The sequence below is a fragment of the Stenotrophomonas sp. STK17_22 genome (assembly GCF_051983905.1).
GTDB classification, from domain to species: Bacteria; Pseudomonadota; Gammaproteobacteria; order Xanthomonadales; family Xanthomonadaceae; genus Stenotrophomonas; species Stenotrophomonas maltophilia_A.
On sequence record NZ_CP197010.1, the window covers coordinates 3,503,782 to 3,521,685 of the forward strand.

At 66.6% G+C, this 17,904-nt stretch carries 15 protein-coding genes and 2 tRNA genes; 10 read left to right on the forward strand and 7 right to left on the reverse strand.

Features of this window, described 5'->3' with window-relative positions:
* The first annotated feature begins 76 nt into the window (after nt 1-76).
* The 10 genes from ACSYS9_RS16420 to pgaD all read left to right on the forward strand — a co-directional run bounded on the left by ACSYS9_RS16420 (nt 77) and on the right by pgaD (nt 10,768).
* Complete coding sequence (locus ACSYS9_RS16420) at nt 77-1,666, forward strand: cytochrome ubiquinol oxidase subunit I (protein ID WP_071229725.1); 1,590 nt, start codon at nt 77-79, stop codon at nt 1,664-1,666.
* 15 nt (nt 1,667-1,681) lie between these two features.
* Entirely contained in the window at nt 1,682-2,833 is a 1,152-nt protein-coding gene (gene cydB / locus ACSYS9_RS16425; protein WP_014037846.1) for a cytochrome d ubiquinol oxidase subunit II, read from the forward strand.
* A 58-nt stretch (nt 2,834-2,891) separates the two neighbouring features.
* A complete protein-coding gene (cydX, locus tag ACSYS9_RS16430) occupies nt 2,892-3,008 on the forward strand; it encodes a cytochrome bd-I oxidase subunit CydX (RefSeq protein WP_005410354.1) in 117 nt (38 codons plus the stop codon).
* 55 nt (nt 3,009-3,063) lie between these two features.
* Nucleotides 3,064-3,140: transfer RNA gene (locus ACSYS9_RS16435), tRNA-Pro, on the forward strand.
* A gap of 140 nt (nt 3,141-3,280) precedes the next feature.
* A tRNA-Pro gene (locus ACSYS9_RS16440) sits at nt 3,281-3,357 on the forward strand.
* Between the two features lie 221 nt (nt 3,358-3,578).
* Nucleotides 3,579-4,784 carry a CynX/NimT family MFS transporter gene (locus tag ACSYS9_RS16445; RefSeq protein ID WP_032129410.1) on the forward strand — a complete coding sequence of 402 codons (1,206 nt, stop codon included), beginning with the start codon at nt 3,579-3,581 and terminating at the stop codon, nt 4,782-4,784.
* A gap of 343 nt (nt 4,785-5,127) precedes the next feature.
* Nucleotides 5,128-7,155: a poly-beta-1,6 N-acetyl-D-glucosamine export porin PgaA gene (pgaA, locus tag ACSYS9_RS16450; protein ID WP_071229724.1), complete on the forward strand. Its 2,028-nt coding sequence runs from the start codon at nt 5,128-5,130 to the stop codon at nt 7,153-7,155.
* A gap of 1 nt (nt 7,156) precedes the next feature.
* Nucleotides 7,157-9,043 (forward strand): poly-beta-1,6-N-acetyl-D-glucosamine N-deacetylase PgaB, encoded by a 1,887-nt coding sequence (gene pgaB, locus ACSYS9_RS16455; protein ID WP_071229723.1) that lies wholly within the window; start codon nt 7,157-7,159, stop codon nt 9,041-9,043.
* 1 nt (nt 9,044) lies between these two features.
* Entirely contained in the window at nt 9,045-10,301 is a 1,257-nt protein-coding gene (gene pgaC / locus ACSYS9_RS16460; RefSeq protein WP_010486660.1) for a poly-beta-1,6-N-acetyl-D-glucosamine synthase, read from the forward strand.
* Nucleotides 10,298-10,768 carry a poly-beta-1,6-N-acetyl-D-glucosamine biosynthesis protein PgaD gene (gene pgaD / locus ACSYS9_RS16465; protein WP_032129407.1) on the forward strand — a complete coding sequence of 157 codons (471 nt, stop codon included), beginning with the start codon at nt 10,298-10,300 and terminating at the stop codon, nt 10,766-10,768. The genes pgaC and pgaD overlap by 4 nt, the downstream gene beginning before the upstream one ends.
* A gap of 201 nt (nt 10,769-10,969) precedes the next feature.
* Here pgaD and ACSYS9_RS16470 read toward each other — a convergent pair whose 3' ends face one another.
* The 7 genes from ACSYS9_RS16470 to ACSYS9_RS16500 are packed head-to-tail and all read right to left on the reverse strand — an operon-like array spanning nt 10,970 to nt 17,868.
* Nucleotides 10,970-12,241, reverse strand: coding sequence for a glutamate-5-semialdehyde dehydrogenase (locus ACSYS9_RS16470; protein WP_071229722.1), 1,272 nt, complete (start codon nt 12,239-12,241; stop codon nt 10,970-10,972).
* A complete protein-coding gene (proB, locus tag ACSYS9_RS16475) occupies nt 12,238-13,395 on the reverse strand; it encodes a glutamate 5-kinase (RefSeq protein WP_049401148.1) in 1,158 nt (385 codons plus the stop codon). The genes ACSYS9_RS16470 and proB overlap by 4 nt, the downstream gene beginning before the upstream one ends.
* Before the next feature lie 11 nt (nt 13,396-13,406).
* Nucleotides 13,407-13,670, reverse strand: coding sequence for a YciI family protein (locus ACSYS9_RS16480; protein WP_032129404.1), 264 nt, complete (start codon nt 13,668-13,670; stop codon nt 13,407-13,409).
* A complete protein-coding gene (gene argH, locus ACSYS9_RS16485) occupies nt 13,670-14,965 on the reverse strand; it encodes an argininosuccinate lyase (RefSeq protein WP_071229721.1) in 1,296 nt (431 codons plus the stop codon). The genes ACSYS9_RS16480 and argH overlap by 1 nt, the downstream gene beginning before the upstream one ends.
* A 20-nt stretch (nt 14,966-14,985) precedes the next feature.
* Entirely contained in the window at nt 14,986-15,939 is a 954-nt protein-coding gene (gene argC, locus ACSYS9_RS16490; protein WP_071229720.1) for an N-acetyl-gamma-glutamyl-phosphate reductase, read from the reverse strand.
* Complete coding sequence (locus tag ACSYS9_RS16495) at nt 15,936-16,535, reverse strand: GNAT family N-acetyltransferase (RefSeq protein WP_071229719.1); 600 nt, start codon at nt 16,533-16,535, stop codon at nt 15,936-15,938. The genes argC and ACSYS9_RS16495 overlap by 4 nt, the downstream gene beginning before the upstream one ends.
* 4 nt (nt 16,536-16,539) lie before the next feature.
* The gene (locus ACSYS9_RS16500) at nt 16,540-17,868 is read right to left on the reverse strand and encodes an acetylglutamate kinase (protein ID WP_071229718.1); all 1,329 of its coding nucleotides are present in this window, start codon (nt 17,866-17,868) and stop codon (nt 16,540-16,542) included.
* Nucleotides 17,869-17,904 lie beyond the last annotated feature (36 nt).

The window sequence follows — 17,904 nt, forward strand, 5'->3', positions numbered from 1 at the left end:
GTCGGTCACATCATTCACCCCGTAGACCACCCTTCCCGCCACCTGCAACGGCACTATCCAACGAGGTAGCCAGGCCATGATTGATCAGACAGTCGTAGAACTGTCGCGGCTGCAATTCGCGCTGACCGCGATGTACCACTTCCTATTCGTACCGCTCACCCTCGGCCTGTCCTTCATGGTGGCCATCATGGAGAGCGTGTACGTGATGACCGGCAAGGAGATCTGGCGCAGGATGACCCTGTTCTGGGGCGTCCTGTTCGGCATCAACTTCGCCATGGGCGTCGCCACCGGCATCGTCATGGAATTCCAGTTCGGCATGAACTGGTCCTACTACAGCCACTACGTGGGTGACATCTTCGGTGCACCGCTGGCCATCGAAGGCCTGATGGCGTTCTTCCTGGAAGCCACCTTCGTCGGCCTGTTCTTCTTCGGTTGGAACCGCCTGACCAAGGTCAAGCACCTGATGGTGACCTGGCTGATGGCGCTGGGCACCAACCTGTCGGCCATCTGGATCCTGATCGCCAACGGCTGGATGCAGAACCCGACCGGCGCGGTGTTCAACCCGGAAACCATGCGCATGGAAGTCGTCGACTTCATGGCCGTGGTGTTCAACCCGGTGGCGCAGGCCAAGTTCGTGCACACCGTCAGCGCCGGTTACGTGACTGGTGCAGTGTTCGTGATGGCGATCAGCGCCCTGTTCCTGCTGCGCAACAAGCACAAGGACCTGGCCCGTCGTTCGTTCGCCGTGGCCGCAGCCTTCGGCCTGCTGTCGTCGCTGTCGGTGGTGGTGCTGGGTGACGAGAGCGGTTACGCCGCCAGCGAACACCAGAAGATGAAGCTGGCCGCGATCGAAGCGATGTGGGAGACCGAGCGTGCACCGGCCGACTTCACCGCCTTCGGCATCCCGAACCAGGAAACCCACCAGAACGACTACGCGGTGAAGATCCCGTACCTGATGGGCCTGATCGCCACCCGTTCGTTGAACCAGCCGATCCCGGGCATCCTGGAACTGGTCGAGCGCGCCGAACACCGCGTGCGCGGCGGCCAGCTGGCCTACGGTGCGCTGGAACGCCTGCGCGCGAACAAGAACGACGTTGAAGCGCGCGAGATGTTCGACCGCCATTGGCAGGACCTGGGCCATGGCCTGCTGCTCAAGCGCTACCGCGATGACATCCTCAACGCCACCCCGCAGGAAATCTCGCAGGCGGCGATGGACACCGTGCCGCGCGTGATGCCGCTGTTCTGGACCTTCCGCGTGATGGCCGGACTGGGCTTCTACCTCATCGCCTTCTTCGCGCTGGCCTTCTACTACTCCTGCCGCAACAACTTCCAGGACAAGCGCTGGTTCCTGCGCCTGGCCCTGTGGACGCTGCCGGCACCGTGGATCGCGATCGAATGTGGCTGGTTCGTGGCCGAATACGGTCGCCAGCCGTGGGCGGTCGACGGCGTGCTGCCGACCTTCTATGCAGCATCGGGCTTGGCCCTGCATGAAATCGTGCTGACCCTGGCCGGCTTCACCGCGATCTACACCGCGCTGATCGTGGTCGAGATCAAGCTGATGCTCAAGGCGATCCGCAAGGGTCCGGACGAGGTGCTGCCGTCGCTGCAGTCGCCCCAGCCGCATGCTTCCCACAATGCCTCGGCGCCGGCCGCCGGCCAGGCCTGAGGCAGGAGAACCAAGATGGATTTCATTCTTCTGGACTACACCACGCTGCGCGTGATCTGGTGGTTGCTGCTCGGCATCCTGCTGATCGGTTTCGCCGTGATGGATGGTTTCGACCTGGGCGTAGGCACCCTGCTGCCCTTCGTCGCCCGCAACGATGCCGAGCGCCGGCTGGTGATCAACACCATCGGCCCGGTCTGGGAAGGCAACCAGGTATGGCTGGTGCTCGGTGGCGGTGCGATCTTCGCCGCCTGGCCGCCGCTGTATGCGGTCAGCTTCTCCGGGTTCTACCTGGCGATGTTCGTGATCCTGTTCGCCCTGATCCTGCGTCCGGTCGGCTTCAAGTTCCGCAGCAAGATGCCCAGCGAGCGCTGGCGCAACACCTGGGACTGGGCGCTGTTCATCGGCGGCTTCATCCCGGCGCTGATCATGGGCGTGGCAGTGGGCAACGTGGTGTTGGGCGTGCCGTTCCACTTCGATGACAGCATGCGCATCTTCTACACCGGCTCGTTCTTCGGCCTGCTGATGCCCTTCGCACTGCTGGCCGGCCTGCTCAGCGTGTCGATGCTGGTCGCCCACGGTGCCGCCATGCTGGTGCTGAAGACCGATGGCCCGGTGGCCGAGCGTGCGGCCCGCTTCGGCAGCATCGCCGCGATCATCGCCTTCGTGCTGTTCGCCGTCGGTGGCGCCTGGGTGGCCTTCGGCCTGCCGGGTTACCAGATCACCTCGCAGGTGGTCACCGATGGCGCCACCAATCCTCTGCTGAAGACCGCCGAACTCGGCGCCGCCGGTGGCTGGATGCGCAACTACAGCACGATGCCGGCCACGATCCTGGCCCCGCTGCTCGGCCTGGCCGGCCTGCTGGCCAGTGCGGTGCTGCTGCGTGCCCGTCGCGGCGGCCTGGCCTTCATCGCCTCCGGTGCGGCCATCGCCGGCATCATCCTGACCGTCGGCTTCGCCATCTTCCCGTTCCTGCTACCGTCCTCGAGCCAGCCCACCTCCAGCCTGACCGTGTGGGATGCCTCGTCCAGCCACCTGACCCTGTGGATCATGCTGCTGGCCACGGCGGTGTTCCTGCCGATCATCATCGGTTACACCACCTGGGTGTACCGCGTGCTGAAGGGCAAGACCACCACCGAAGAGATGGGCAACAACCCGAACGCGTATTGATCGCTTGCATGTGTGCCGACCAACGGTCGGCACCTACCCGGAATGAAGGAGACTGATCATGTGGTATTTCGCCTGGATTCTCGGCGCCGGCCTCGCCTCGACGGTGGCCATCCTCAATGGCATGTGGTTCGAAGCCCGCGAGCAGAACCGCATCGAGAAGGAAAATCGTCGCTGAGCTGTAAAAAAACCTTGCCGCCTTGGCCTTCACACGGTATCTTAGGCGGCTCCTTCGGGGTGTAGCTCAGTCTGGTAGAGCGCTACGTTCGGGACGTAGAGGTCGCAGGTTCGAATCCTGTCTCCCCGACCACTCATGTGGTCGCATTGAAGCCTGGTGACGTCGTCCAGGCTTTTTTGTTCCCTGAAGTGGCACTGCTTCGGCAGTGTGAATAAAACGGCATTTACCCCTTGCCGCCATCAGGGTAAATCGCTAGAATAGGCGGCTCCCTTCGGGGTGTAGCTCAGTCTGGTAGAGCGCTACGTTCGGGACGTAGAGGTCGCAGGTTCGAATCCTGTCTCCCCGACCACTTCGGTGGTCACCAAGAAGCCTGGAAGACATCACTGTCCTCCGGGTTTTTTTGTATCAAGCGCCAGGCCGCCCGCGTGACGGGACCTTGCCGCGCAGCGCACGTACAATGGCCGCGCTGCCGGCCCTCCTGCAGCCCCCCCCCCACCTGCCGCTTCGGCGTAGACCGATGCCGGCGCTGCATGCCGTTGCTGCGGCGTGCGACACCTGCAAGGACCACCGATGAGTTCCTCCCCTTCCGATTCGCCGTCGCTGCTGCACGGTCGTGTCCTCGCGTTTGCCGCGATCCTGCTGGCAGCGGTCAACCTGCGCACTGCGGTCACCTCGATCACCCCGCTGCTGGACGTGCTCGGCCAGCAGTTCGGCTTCGGCACCACCATGACCGGCGTGCTGGGCATGCTGCCGACCGCCTCGTTCGCGCTGTTCGGCGTGGCCACGCCGGCATTGGCGCGGCGCCTGGGCCTGGAACGCACCACGCTGCTGGCGATGGTGATGGCGATGGCCGGCCTGCTGCTGCGTTCCAGCGCCGGCAACGTCGGCACGCTGCTGCTCGGTTCGGTGGTTGCACTGGCCGGCATGGGCATCGGCAACGTGGTGGTGCCGCCGCTGGTGAAGCGCTATTTCGCCAACAAGGTTGGCACCATGAGCACGCTGTACATCAGCGTGCTGCAGCTGGGCACGATGCTGCCGGCGCTGCTGGCAGTGCCGGTGGCGAATGCTGCGGGCTGGCGCGTGTCGCTGGGCATGTGGGCGCTGCTGGCGCTGGCCGCCGCCCTGCCGTGGCTGCTGCTGGCCAGGCGCGCACCGAAGCCGCAGGCCGACGCCACCGATCCCACCGCACAGCCGCACGGCAAGGTCTGGCGCACGTCGCTGGGCTGGAGCATGACGCTCATGTTCGGCATGACCTCGCTGATGACCTATTCGATGTTCACCTGGCTGCCGCGCATCGTGGTCGAGGCCGGTGGCACGCCCGCGTTCGGCGGCGTGATGGTCGCCGTGTTCTCGGCACTGGGCCTGCTGCCGTCGCTGGTCATTCCGTCGATGGCGGTGCGCCTGCAGAATCCGTTCCCGCTGGTGCTGATCGGTTTCTTCTCGTTCGTGATCGCCTTCACCGGCCTGCTTGTGGCCCCGATGAAGGCGCCGCTGCTGTGGGCCTGCCTGCTCGGCGTCGGTCCGTCCACCTTCCCGCTGGCGCTGACCCTGATCAACCTGCGCACCCGCACCCCCACCGGCTCGGCCGCGCTGTCCGGGTTCATGCAGGGCGTGGGCTACAGCTTCAGCTGCCTGGGGCCGTTCCTGGTCGGCTGGCTGCACACCGTCAGCGACGGCTGGACGATCCCATTCAGCTTCCTGTTCGGCTGCGCCACCCTGATGCTGTGCGCCTCCTGGGTGGCCTGCAAGCCGCGCAAGCTGGAAGACCTCTGGTAAGCCACGTGGGGCCTCGCAACCGGCCCCACCTACCGCTCGTCAGCCCGTCTGCGCATTTTGACGCCGGGCTGACAATTCCGGGCGGATAGTGCCCACGAATGCCCATCCTTGCCGCGTGCCGGCATCGGGCATGGGGGCGGCAGCGCCGCCCAGGCCACCACTCGGTGTGCGGGGGACTCTCGTTTCAGACAAGACATTGCAAGTCGCTGTCCTGGTTTCGCCCATCCCTGCTGGATGGGAGTTCGCGAGGGGAGTGACGCAGGCCACGGCCATCCCAAAATCTGGCATGTGATGTGCGTCACATTTTTCAGGTTGTCTGGTTCGGAAGCCAAGGGGGTCCCCAATGGTTGTCCACCGCCGGCTGGCGCTCTGCGTCGGCCTTGCCTGTACCGCCCTGGCCTGGGCCAGCAGCGCTGCCCCGCCTGACCGCGAGGCGGCCCTGGCCGAGATCGGCCGCTACCGCGACCAGGCCCGTTGGCTGGATGCGCTCGGCGCGATCGAGCGCGCCAGCCAGCAGCAGCCCAACGACGACCTGCTGTTCAAGCTGCGCGTCCTGACCCTGGGCGACATCGGCAATGCCTGGCGCGCCTGGGAGCTGTACCAGCAGCGCCCGCAACTGTTCGACGCTGCTCAGAAGCAACGCATCGAAGGCGACTACCTAGCCAAGCTGGTGGTCTGGAGCCTGGCCTACAGCAGCAGCGAAGACAGCCGGCTGGAAGAAGCCGAATCGACCCTGGCGCGCATGCAGCGCTATCTGGGCAGCGAAGGCACCCCACCTGTGCAGGCGCCATTGCGCATCCGCATGGACCGGCTGATCCTGCTCAACCGGCTGGGCCGCCATGCGCAGGTGCGAGAGGAAGCCCGCGCACTGCAGGCTGAAGGCCATGCCCTGCCCGACTATGTTCTGCCTGCGGTCGGCGATTCGCTGATGGGCACGCTGCATCCGGAAGAAGCCATTCCGGTGCTGCAGGCGGCCGTCGCAGGCGATCCGACGCGCGACGCCTCGCATTCGGAACTGGCTTACGCCTACCTGGAAAGCGAGCAGCAGGAAAAGGCCGTCGACCTGCTGCAGGCGTGGCGCGACAAGGAACCTGCCTGGCGCTGGAGCAACGGCAAGTCGCCGTATCCAAACTGGTCGCGCTACGAAGCCGACCTCAACCTGGCGATGGTGCGCGCCTACAGCGGTGACCTGCCCACCGCGCAGCGCGATCTGGAATCGATGGTCGACATCGCACCGGGCAACGGCGGCCTGCAGAGCGCGCTGGGCAGCGTGTACATGATGCGCGGCTGGCCACGCAGGGCGCTGCAACGGCAACAGATGGCGCATGCGCTGGACCCGCGCGACATCGAGCCACGGCTGGGCATGCAGGAAGCCTACGTCGCCCTGCAGCGCGATGACCTGGCGCGACCGCTGCACGACGATCTGGTCGCGCGCTACCCCACCCAGCCCGCCGTCGAACGCATGGACCAGGCCTGGCGCGCGCACCGCGGTTGGCAGCTGAAGGCATGGACCGACATCGGGCGCAGTTCCGGCGGTGGTGGCACCTCGCCACTGGGCAACGACGACCGCCGCTATGGCATGGAAGTCCAGACACCCGTACTCGACGATCGCTGGCGGCTGTTCGCCTTCGCTGACCGGCGCTCGGTCGATTTCCAGGACCAGCGCATCGACCCGCTGTGGCTGGGCGCGGGCGTACGCTACCGATTCGGCCGTCTGGATGCGGAAGCTGCAGTGCTGCGCGCCAACGACCACATCGGTGATACCGGCCTGCGCGTCGGCGTGGGCTGGCAGTTCAACGACCACTGGCATGCCGGACTGACCGCCGCACGCAATGATCCGGATGCATCAATGCAGGCGCGCGTGGCCGGCATCACTGCCGACAGCGTCAGCGCGCAGGTCGACTACCGGCGCAGCGAACGCACGCACTGGATGTTCGGCGCCAGCCGCTTCCGCTACGACGATGGCAACCATCGCGAACTGTTCAGCACCAGCGTCGAGCAGCGGCTGCTGACCCGCCCACGGTGGCTGATCGATGGCCTGGGCAGTGCCTACACCAGTCGAGGCAGCCGCGATGATGCTCCCTACTTCAACCCGAAGCGTGATCGCATGGTCGAGATCGGCCTGCGCATCGACCAGCAGTTGTGGCGCCACTACGAACGCCACTTCCGCCACCGGCTGACCGTCTCGCTGGGCGATTACTGGCAGGACGGCTTCGGCAGTGCACTGGTGCCGTCGGTGTCATACATGCACGAGTGGCAGCTGGGCCAGGGCCGCGTGTTCGAGTATGGCGTGCGCTGGTCGCGGCCGGTCTACGACGGCCATCGCGAACGCCATATCGGCTTCGAAGCCGCACTGCGCTGGGGAGACTGACATGACCCGCATCCTGCGCCTGATCGTGCTCCTGCTGCTGTCGGCTGCGCCGCCGGCCTTCGCGCAGCAGGCCCTGCATCTCGATGCGATCGACAACGGCCTGTTGATCCTCAGCTACCACGACATCCGCGACCAGGTCGCAGCCAAGGGGGATGCCGATACCTATGCGGTGAGCACGCAGAACTTCGCCGCCCATCTGGACTGGCTGGGGGCACACGGTTACCACCCGGTGTCGCTGTCGCAGGTGATCGACGCCTCCCGGGGACGCGCCACGCTGCCACCGAAACCGGTGCTGCTGACCTTCGATGACGGCCTGCGCAGCGTCTACGACAAAGCCTTCCCGTTGCTGCAGGCTTACCGCTATCCGGCGCTGGTGGCGGTGATCACCGACTACGTGGACATGGCACCTGGCCGCACCATCGACTATGGCTACCGGCCGTTCGGCCGCGACGACTTCATCACCTGGGCACAGCTGAAGCAGATGCACGACAGCGGCCTGATCGAAGTGGCCAGCCATACCGACGACCTGCACCACGGGGTGCTCGCCAACCCACAGGGGAACTCCACCCCGGCTGTCGTGACCCGCGTTTACAACCCCGCCACGCGCAGCTATGAGAGCGAGGCGCAGTACGCGCAACGCCTGCGCGCCGATCTCTCGCGCAGCGTGCAGCGCATCGAGCAGCATCTGGGCGTGCGCCCGCGCGCCATCGTCTGGCCATACGCGGCCTACAACCAGTTGAGCAACGACATCGCCGAGCAGCTGGGCATGCCGGTGTCCTTCGATCTGGAGGGCCGCAGCACGCCGGTGGCCAGCGACCTGCATGGCCTGGCGCGCTTCCTGGTCAGCGACAACCCGACCGTGGAGGGGCTGGCCTACGAGCTGCGCCGCGACGTCGCGCTCGATGGCATCCGTGCCCTGCAGATCGACCTGGATGATGTCTACGATCCGGAGCCCGCACAGCAGGCGCGCAATCTGGATGCACTGATCGAGCGGGTCAAGCGCATCGCACCGACGCACGTCTACCTGCAGGCGTTCGCCGATCCGGACGGCAACAACACCGCCGATGCACTGTACTTCCCCAACCGCCACATGCCGATGCGCGCGGACCTGTTCAGTCGCGTCGCCTGGCAACTGAAATCGCGTGCGGGGGTGAAGGTCTACGCATGGCTGCCGGTACTCGGCTTCGAGCTGCCCGACCCGGTGCAGCGCAAGGCGCTGGCGATCCGCAACGGCGATGCCGATGGCATGTACCGGCTGGACTTCACCAATCCCCAGGCGCGCCAGGTCATGCTCGACCTCTACGAGGATCTGGCGGTCAACTCCTACTTCGAGGGCCTGCTGTTCCATGACGATGGGTACCTGCGCGATACCGAGCTGCCCACGCTGGCACCCGGCGATGGGGGCAGCGCACGCACGCAGGCGTTGATCGACTTCACCCTGGCGCTGCGCAACAGCGCGCAGCGCTGGCGGCCGAAGCTGGCCACGGTGCGCAACCTGTACGCGGAGCCGGTGCTGCGCCCGCAGAGCGAAGCCTGGTTCGCGCAGCGCCTGGACCTGTTCAACAAGGCCTACGACCAGACCGCACTGATGGCGATGCCGTGGATGGAAGGCAGCAAGCATCCGGAGCGCTGGCTCGACCAGTTGCTGGCCGCGGTGCGTGCACATGACCCACAGCTGCAGCACACCCTGTTCGAACTGCAGACCGTCGATTGGCGCAGCGGGCAACCGATTCCCGCCGAGCGACTGCGCGCGCAGATCCGCCAGCTGCAGGCGCAGGGCGTGCACCACTTCGCCTGGTACCCGGACGACTTCATCGCCGACCAGCCCTCCACCCGCGATGCCCGCGCGGCAATGTCCGCCGGCAACTTCCCGTACCCGGAGAAGTGACATGGACATGCATCCGTTGCTGCAGGTCCTGTTCCAGTTCGCCTTCTACTACCCGATGGTGATGGCATTCTTCTGGATGTCGGGCGGCCTGTATTACTACTTCCGGCGCGAACGCCATTCGCGCCCACGCAACGACCCGCCGCTGATGGTCGATCCACCGTTCGCGAGCCTGCTGATTCCCTGCCACAACGAGTCGGCAAACCTCGACGATACACTCGGCGCGGCGCTGGCACAGCGCTACCCGGCCGACTATGAGGTGATCGCCATCGACGACGGCAGCAGCGACGACACGGGTGCGCGGCTGGACGCCCTGGCGGCAAAGCACCCACGGCTGCGCGTGCTGCACCTGGACCGCAACCTCGGCAAGGCCAATGCGCTGCGCATGGGGGCGCTCGCTGCACGCTCGGAATACCTGGTGTGCATCGACGGCGACGCGATGCTGGAAGAACACGCGCTGCACTGGATGATCTGGCACCTGGTCAGCGGCAACCGGGTCGGCGCGGTCACCGGCAACCCGCGCATCCGCAACCGCTCCACCCTGCTCGGACGCCTGCAGGTGGCCGAATTCTCCTCGATCATCGGCATGATCAAGCGCGCGCAGCGGGTGTACGGGCGCATCTTCACCATCTCCGGCGTGATCGCCGGCTTCCGCCGCACCGCCCTGCACCAGGTCGGCTGGTGGTCCGATGACATGGTGACCGAAGACATCGACATCAGCTGGCGCCTGCAGCGCGCGCACTGGGACATCCGCTACGAACCCAACGCACTATGCTTCATCCTGATGCCGGAAACCCTGAAGGGGCTGTGGCGGCAGCGGCTGCGCTGGGCCCAGGGCGGCGTGGAGGTGATGCTGCGCCACGCCCGCTCGCTGCTGCACTGGAAGGAGCGGCGCATGTGGGGCGTACTGCTGGAGTACGTGCTCAGCGTGATCTGGGCTTACACCATGTTGTTCATCGTGGTGCTGTGGGCGCTGGGCAAGTTCATCGAACTGCCCCCGCAACTGCATATCGCCAGCCTGCTGCCGGAGTGGCATGGCGTGATCCTGGCCCTGGTCTGCCTGCTGCAGTTCGCCAGCAGCCTGATCATCGACCGTCGTTACGAAACACAGATTGGACGCAACTACTTCTGGGTCATCTGGTACCCGATGGCGTACTGGTTGATCAGCCTTTCCACCACCCTGGTGGCGTTGCCGAAAACCCTGCTGCGCCGTCGCAGCAAGCGCGCCACCTGGACCAGTCCCGATCGGGGGATCCGATGAACGCACAACGCCCGTCCAACCGCTTCGACTCGCGGATGATCCGCAAGCCGCATCGCCAACCACGCTTCCAGCGCACCGCCTGGGGCTTCGTAACCCTCGCGTTCTGGGGGTTCTACTTCTACCTGTGGGCGCCACTGGTCACCCTGGTGTCGTGGCTGGTCGGCGGCCAGCTGGCCTGGCAGCAGCTGTACGAACGGCAAAGCCAGTTCGACCCCTATGTGCTGGTGGCGTTGCCGCTGATGCTGCTGTGCGCCAGCGTACTGCTGATCGGCTGGGCCGAGTACAACCGCGCGCGCTTCCGCGGCCACGACCGGCGCCTGCCGCGGCCGCTGGCCAGCCTCAACGAAGTGGCCGCCGACCTGGGGGCCAGCACCGGGCTGGCCGAGCGCCTGCTGGGCTGCAAGGCCGCCACGCTGCACATGGACGATCACGCGCGGCCGATCGGCATCCGCCGCGAGGTGGTGTAACTCGATTGCCCTGGGTGCCGACCCTGGTCGGCACTTGCTTTGGTAGATGCCGACCTTGGTCGGCACTTGCTTTGGTAGATGCCGACCTTGGTCGGCACTTGCTTTGGTAGATGCCGACCTTGGTCGGCGTTCGCTCTGGTGGGTGCCGACCTTGGTCGGCACCGGGGTCTTCCGCGAAGAGCATCCACGCATGGCGTGGATCTACGTGCGGGTCTGCCCTTCACCGCGCACGACAAATCGCTCGACGGTGAGTGCCTCCAGCCCCATCGGGCCGTACGCGTGCAGGCGCGTGGTGGAGATGCCGATCTCGCTGCCCAGGCCCAGCTGGCCGCCGTCGGAGAAACGCGAGGACGCATTGACCATCACCACCGCCGAGCGCAGTGCGTTGATGAAGCGCTCGGCATGGCCGGCGTCTTCGGTGGCGATCACTTCAGTATGGTCGGAGGTGTAGGCACGGATGTGCGCAATGGCAGCGTCGAGATCGTCAACCACGCGCACCGCCAGCACCAGATCGAGGAACTCGGCGGCATAGTCGTCTTCAGTGGCCAACATGCTGCCCGGCAGCAGCGGCTGCGCCTGCGCATCGGCGCGCAGCTGCACGCCGCGCTCGCCGAGCGCCTGCGCCACGCGCGGCAGGAACGCTTCGGCCACCTCGCGGTGCACCAGCAGCGTTTCCAGCGAGTTGCAGGCTGCAGGGCGGCTGCACTTGCCATCCACCAGCAGGTCAATGGCCTTGCCGAGGTCGGCGCTGGCATCCACGAACAGATGGCACACGCCCTTGTAATGCTTGATCACCGGCACCCGCGCATGCTCGGCGACGAAGCGGATCAGGCCTTCGCCGCCACGCGGAATGGCCAGGTCGATCAGCTCATGCAACTGCAGCAGTCCCAGAATCGCTTCGCGGCGCAGGTCGGTCAGCACGGTCACCGCAGCCGGCGGTACGCCGTTGGCCTTCAATGCGCCGGACAGCGCCTGGGCGATGGCGGTGTTGGAGTGGATCGCCTCGGAACCACCGCGCAGGATCACGCCATTGCCGGCCTTCAGGCACAGCGCGGCCGCTTCGGCGGTCACGTTCGGGCGTGCCTCGTAGATCATCGCGATCACCCCCAGCGGAACGCGCACCTTCTGCACCCGGATGCCGTTTGGACGCACATCGTCGCGGGTGACCTGGCCGACCGGATCGGGCAGCGCAGCGACCTCACGCACGGCTTCGGCCATCGCGAACAGGCGTGCCGGATCCAGCGCCAGGCGGTCGAGCATGGCACTGCCAACGCCCTTGTCGCGCGCGGCGGCGAGGTCACGCGCATTGCCGGCCAGGATCAGCCCGGCATTCACTTCCAGTGCCTGGGCCATTGCCAGCAGCAGCGTGCGGCGCGCCGCACTGTCGAGGCAGGCAACGATCTGGGCCGCGTCACGGCAGGCACGCGCCTGCGCTTCGATTTCGCTCATCGGGGTGTCCTTCAAACCGGTCATGGCAGCACCAGATCGTCGCGATGGACGACACTGCCACCGTAGTTGTAGCCCAGCACGGCCTCGATGTCGCGCGAATGGCGACCGGCGATCCGGCGCACATCATCGGCGGCGTACTGGCTGACACCGCGGGCGATGCAGACACGGCCCTGTGGTGCATTCCAGCACACCTGCACCATATCGCCACGCCGGAACGCGCCCTCCGCACCGGTGATGCCACCGGGCAGCAGCGAGGCGCCCTTCTCGCGCATGGCCTGTGCCGCACCGGCATCGATCACGATCGCGCCTTCGGTCAGCGGTGCATGCCGCAGCCAGTGCTTGCGGGCCGCCTCGCGGCTGCGCGCGGCGTGGATGCGGGTGCCGAACAGGCGGTCCTGCGCCAGTGCACGCACCACGTCGCTGCTGCGGCCGTTGAAAAGGTAGGTCTCGATGCCGAGACGACCCGCCTTGGCCGCCGCCTCAAGCTTGGTCCGCATGCCGCCGGTACCGGCGCGCGACCCTGCGCCGCCGGCCATCGCCAGCACCTCGTCACTCAGTTCCGGCACGTCGTGCAGTGGCCGCGCATCGGCCACGGTGCGCGGGTCCGCGCTGTACAGGCCGTCGATGTCGGTGGCAATGAACAGTGCATCGGCATCGACCAGCGCGGCCACGGTGGCGGCCAGGTTGTCGTTGTCGCCGAGCTTGAGTTCGTCCACCGACACGGTGTCGTTCTCGTTGACCACCGGCAACGCGCCCAGCCGCAGCAACTCATTTAGCGTGGCGCGTGCGTTGAGGTAGCGGCGGCGGTTGCGCAGGTCGTCGTGGGTCAGCAGCACCTGCGCCACGGGGCGCTCGAAGAAGCGCTGCCAGAGCCCGATCAGCTGGGCCTGACCGAGCGCAGCCAGCGCCTGCCGCGCTGCCATCGCTGCGCCCGGCTCATCGGCCCGCGGCAGGATCGCGCGCCCGGCAGCGACCGCGCCGGAAGACACGATCACCACCTCACGCCCGGCCAGTACATTGGCCGACACGAACTGTGCCAGGCCCAGCGCGTGGCGAGGTGACAGGCCGCCGCCATCGGCGGCCAGCAGGCTGCTGCCGACTTTCAGCACCGCACGCCGCCACGGCGGCAGCGCTTGTTCGGGGAACGGCGAGGCGACGTGGGCAGCGTGCTGGATCATCGGTCAGGCTCTCAGCGGGTGTTCCATTCGTGCACGGTCAGCGCGGAGGCCTGCATCGTCACCAGCGGATCGGTGGCGACGATGGCCTGCGCCTGCGCCAGGCTGTCCACGTTGCACAGCACATAGGCGCCACCGCTGCCATCGGCAAAACCGCCGGTCAGCTGCAGCTTGCCCTGTGCCTGCAACGCATCGAGAAAGTCACGGTGCGGCTGCACGGCGGCGGCGTTGAAATCGGGCCGGCGCATGGCCAGCACCAGGTAGACGGTGCCGGCCATCAGGACAGCGCCTGCCAGCGCGCGTGCAGTTCGTCCAGGCGCAGGTCGGCGGCCGAACCCGGCGATACGCGTGCGGCCAGGCTGCCTTCCGGGGTACGCCCCTGCCCTGCGCTGTCGGCACCGGCGGCAGCAGCCTTGTAGGCCTCGCGGAACGGCACGCCGGCCACCGCCGCTTCCACCGCCACGTCGGTGGCGTACATGCCCGAGTCGATTGCCGCGCGAACCTTGTCGTCGCGCCATTCCAGGTTGGCCAGCAGCGCCGGCAGCAGTTCCAGCGCCGACAGGCCGCGACCGAAGCCGTGGAAGATGGCGCCCTTGGACGACTGCAGGTCGCGGTGATAGCCCGACGGCAGCGACAGCAGCTGCTCGATCTCGGTACGCGCGGCGGCGACGCTGGCGTGGGTCGCGCGCATCAGCTCGATCACGTCCGGATTGCGCTTGTTGGGCATGATCGAACTGCCGGTGGTGTACTGCGCCGGCAGCGCGACGAAGCCGAACTCGGCGCTGGTGAACAGCGACAGGTCCCAGGCAATGCGGCGCAGGTCCAGCGTGGCGCCGCCCAGCGCTTCCAGCGCGGCCAGTTCGAACTTGCCGCGCGACAGCTGCGCGTAGATCGGCGAGATCTGCATGCGGGCGAAACCGAGCGCGGCCGTGGTGTGCTCACGGTCCAGCGGCAGGTTCACACCGTAGCCGGCAGCCGTGCCAAGCGGATTGGCGTCGACCAGCGCATGGGTGTCGCGCGCGCGGATGGCGTTGTCGATGAAGGCCTCGGCCCAGCCGGCCCACCACATGCCGGCCGAGGACACCACGGCACGCTGGATGTGGGTGTAGCCGGGAATCGGCAGGTCCTTCTCGGCCTGGGCACGATCCAGCGCGACCTTGGCCACGTCGGCGCTGAGCTGGGCCACGCGCAGCAGCTTCTCCTTCAGCCACAGGCGGGTGGCGACCAGGATCTGGTCATTGCGGCTACGGCCGGTGTGGATCTTGCGGCCAGCATCGCCGAGGCGTTCGGTCAAGCGTGCTTCGATCGCCGAGTGACCGTCTTCGTACTGCGTATCCAGCACGAAGCGGCCTTCGCGGAAGTCCTGCGCCAGCACGTCGAGCTCGCGCAGCAGGCCGGCCAGCTCGTCGGCGCTGAGGATGCCGATGTGCTGCAGGCCCTGCGCATGCGCGGCGCTGGCGGCGATGTCATGCAGGAAGAACTCGCGGTCGAGGATCACGTCGTCGCCGGCGAGGAAGGTCTGGATCTGGGCGTCGACAGCGACGCCGGGCTTCTGCCAAAGAAGGTCTGCCATGGGGGCTCCGGAATGCGTGTTCAGTGCGGGATCGACGTCAGTTCGTCGATGCCCAGCGCGAGGTTGAGGTTCTGCATGGCCTGGGTGGCCGCGCCCTTGAGCAGGTTGTCCAGGGTCGCCACCACCACCACCCGCTTGCCGCCCGGGGCCAGGGTGAAGCCGCCGACCTGGGCACCGTGGCGGCCGGCGATGCGGCTGACCCACGGTGCTTCATCCACCACCTCGATCAGCGGTTCGCCGGCATAGGCCTGCTGGAAGCGCTCGACGATCTGCTCGCGGGTCTGCACGCGGTTCAGCCACAGGTTGGCGGTGAGCGTGATGCCACGGAAATGCGGCGCGACGTGCGGCATGAACTCGACCGCCACGCCCAGCTGCACCGACACCTCGCGCTCGTGCACGTGGTTGGTCAGCGCATACGGCATCAGGTTGTCAGCCAGCAGTTCGACGTTGTTCTTGTCCGACGGCGTAGTGCCGGCACCGGAGTAGCCGGACACACCGAAGCACTGCGGCGGGCCGGCCAGCAGGTCCAGCAGCGGATGCACCGCCAGCTGCATCGCCGTGGCATAGCAGCCCGGATTGCTGATGTGCTTCTGGCCGCTGTAGCGGCCGCGGGTCAGCTCCGGCAGGCCGTAGTACCAGCTGTTGTCGAAACGGTAGTCGGCCGACAGGTCGACGATGACAGTGTCCGGCTTCGCCGCTTCCAGTGCCGCCACGAACGGAGCGGCCAGGCCGTTGGGCAGGGCCAGGATCACCGCGTCCACGCCCTTGGCGGCCACCGCGTCGGCGTCCAGGTTCTCGTACTGCAGCTCACCCTGGAATTCCGGGTGATGGTCGGACAGGCGCTGCCCGGCACGCTCGCGCGAGGAGACGAAGGCCAGTTTCAGGCGCGGGTGGGCGGCCACCAGCTTGATCAGCTCGGCGCCGGTATGGCCACGGGCCCCGACGATGCCCAGGGTGAAAGTCGAATCGTTCATGCGTGGCTGTCCAGGCGGTACTGCAGGTGGCGCTTCACGCCCTGCCATTCCGCATCGATGATGGAGAAGATGACGGTGTCGCGCGGCGTGCCGTCAGCGTGCCGCTTGTGGTTGCGCAGCACGCCATCCTGCTTGGCGCCGAGGCGGGCGATGGCGGTGCGCGAGGTGAAGTTGAACCAGCTGGTCTCAAATACGACGCTCAGGCACTCCAAGCGCTCGAACGCGTGGCTGAGCAGCATCAGCTTGGTCTCGGTATTGACCCCGGTGCGCTGCGCCGACTCGCCATACCAGGTGTAACCGATACTCAGGCGCGGCACGTCCGCTTGCAGATCGTAGTAGCGGGTGGTGCCGACAATCTGGTCGTTGGCATCGAACACCACGAACGGCAGCACCTTGCCTTCGGCCTGCGCCTGCAGCGCTGCCTGCACGTAGCCGGCCATGGTCTTCGCATCGGGCACCTGGGTGTACCAGAGCCTGGACAGCGCGCCATCGCCAAGCGCGCCGCGCAGGCCATCGATATGCCCCATCTGCAGCGGCTCCAGCCGCGCATGGGTACCCGTCAGCGTGGGGACCTTGGTCCAATCGGCATGGTTCATGTGTTCAGCCCTGCAGGCTCGGCGCGCGCCGGGCGCAATGGTCGACGTAGGTCTTGATCCGGTCGATGCCATCGGCACCGAACCAGAACACCTTCCAGTGGTCCTGCTTGTAGCAGCCCTCGGATTCAGCGTAATAGAAGTGGTTGATCGGGTTGCCGTGGCGCGAACGCCAGAACAGCTGCGGGGTTTCCTCCAGCATCACGTTCCAGACCGCGCGGCCCAGGCCCTCGCCCTGCGCATCGTCGAGCACGGCGAACTTGTCCAGGTACACGCCCTCGGCCTCGTCGGTGAGGATCACCGCGGTGCGGTAGTTCTCGCTGACATAGGCACGCAGCAGCTTCGTCTTTTCGAAGTACTCCGGCACCAGGGTGCGGCCGAAGCTGGATTCGATCAGGCCCTTCAGGCGGGGCAGGTCCAGCTCGTTCCAGGCAGTGGCGCGCAGCACCTTTTCGCCCTTGCGCACCAGCGTGCCCGACCCCTTGTGGGTGAACAGTTCCTTGGCCAGGTCGGCCGGACGCGTGATCGACACCGACGATTCCAGCGGCAGGCGGTCGAGCAGATCCTTGATCTGTTCAATCTTCACCTTCATGCCGCCGTGGATCCATGGCTGCGCGATCAGGTGGTCGTACTCGGTGGACAGGTTGATCGAATCAATCACATTGCCCTGCTCATCCAGCAGGCCGCCGGTGCCGGTCAGGAAGATGATCTTGTACGGTTGCAGCTCCTGTACCAGCTCGTTGGCGGCGAAGTCGGCGTTGACGTTGAGGATCTGGCCGCCGGCGGTTTCGCCCAGGCTGGTGATGACCGGGATCGACCCGGCGCGCAGGCTGGCCTCGATCGGTGCCAGGTTGACCTTCTTCACCTCGCCGACCAGGCCGTAGGTGTCCACGTCCAGGTACTCGGCCTCGAACACGCCGCCGGTGATCGAGGTGGCGCGCGCGCCGTTCTGCTGCAGCGCCTCGACCAGGCGCAGGTTGGACTGCTGGAACACCCGGCGCACGATCGCCAGCGCTTCCGGCGAAGTCACGCGCAGGCCGTTGACGGTCTGCTTCTCGATGCCGGCGGCGGACAGCTCGGCATCCAGCTGCGGGCCGGCGCCGTGCAGCACGATCGGGGTCAGCCCGACTTCCTGCAGGAACGACAGCGAAGAGGTCAGCGCGTCGAGGTCGTCGCGCAGCACCGCGCCGCCGACCTTGACCACGGCAAAACGCTTGGCGTCCAGCTGCGAGAAGCGCTTGAGGTACTGGCTGATCTCCTTCGCGCTGGCCATGCTGGAAAGCAGGCGCACGATGGTCTGGCGGGTCTGGCGGTGAGGCTGGAGGGCAGGAGACATTTCGGTTTCGTCACAGGCGGCGGTCGCCGCGTTGCA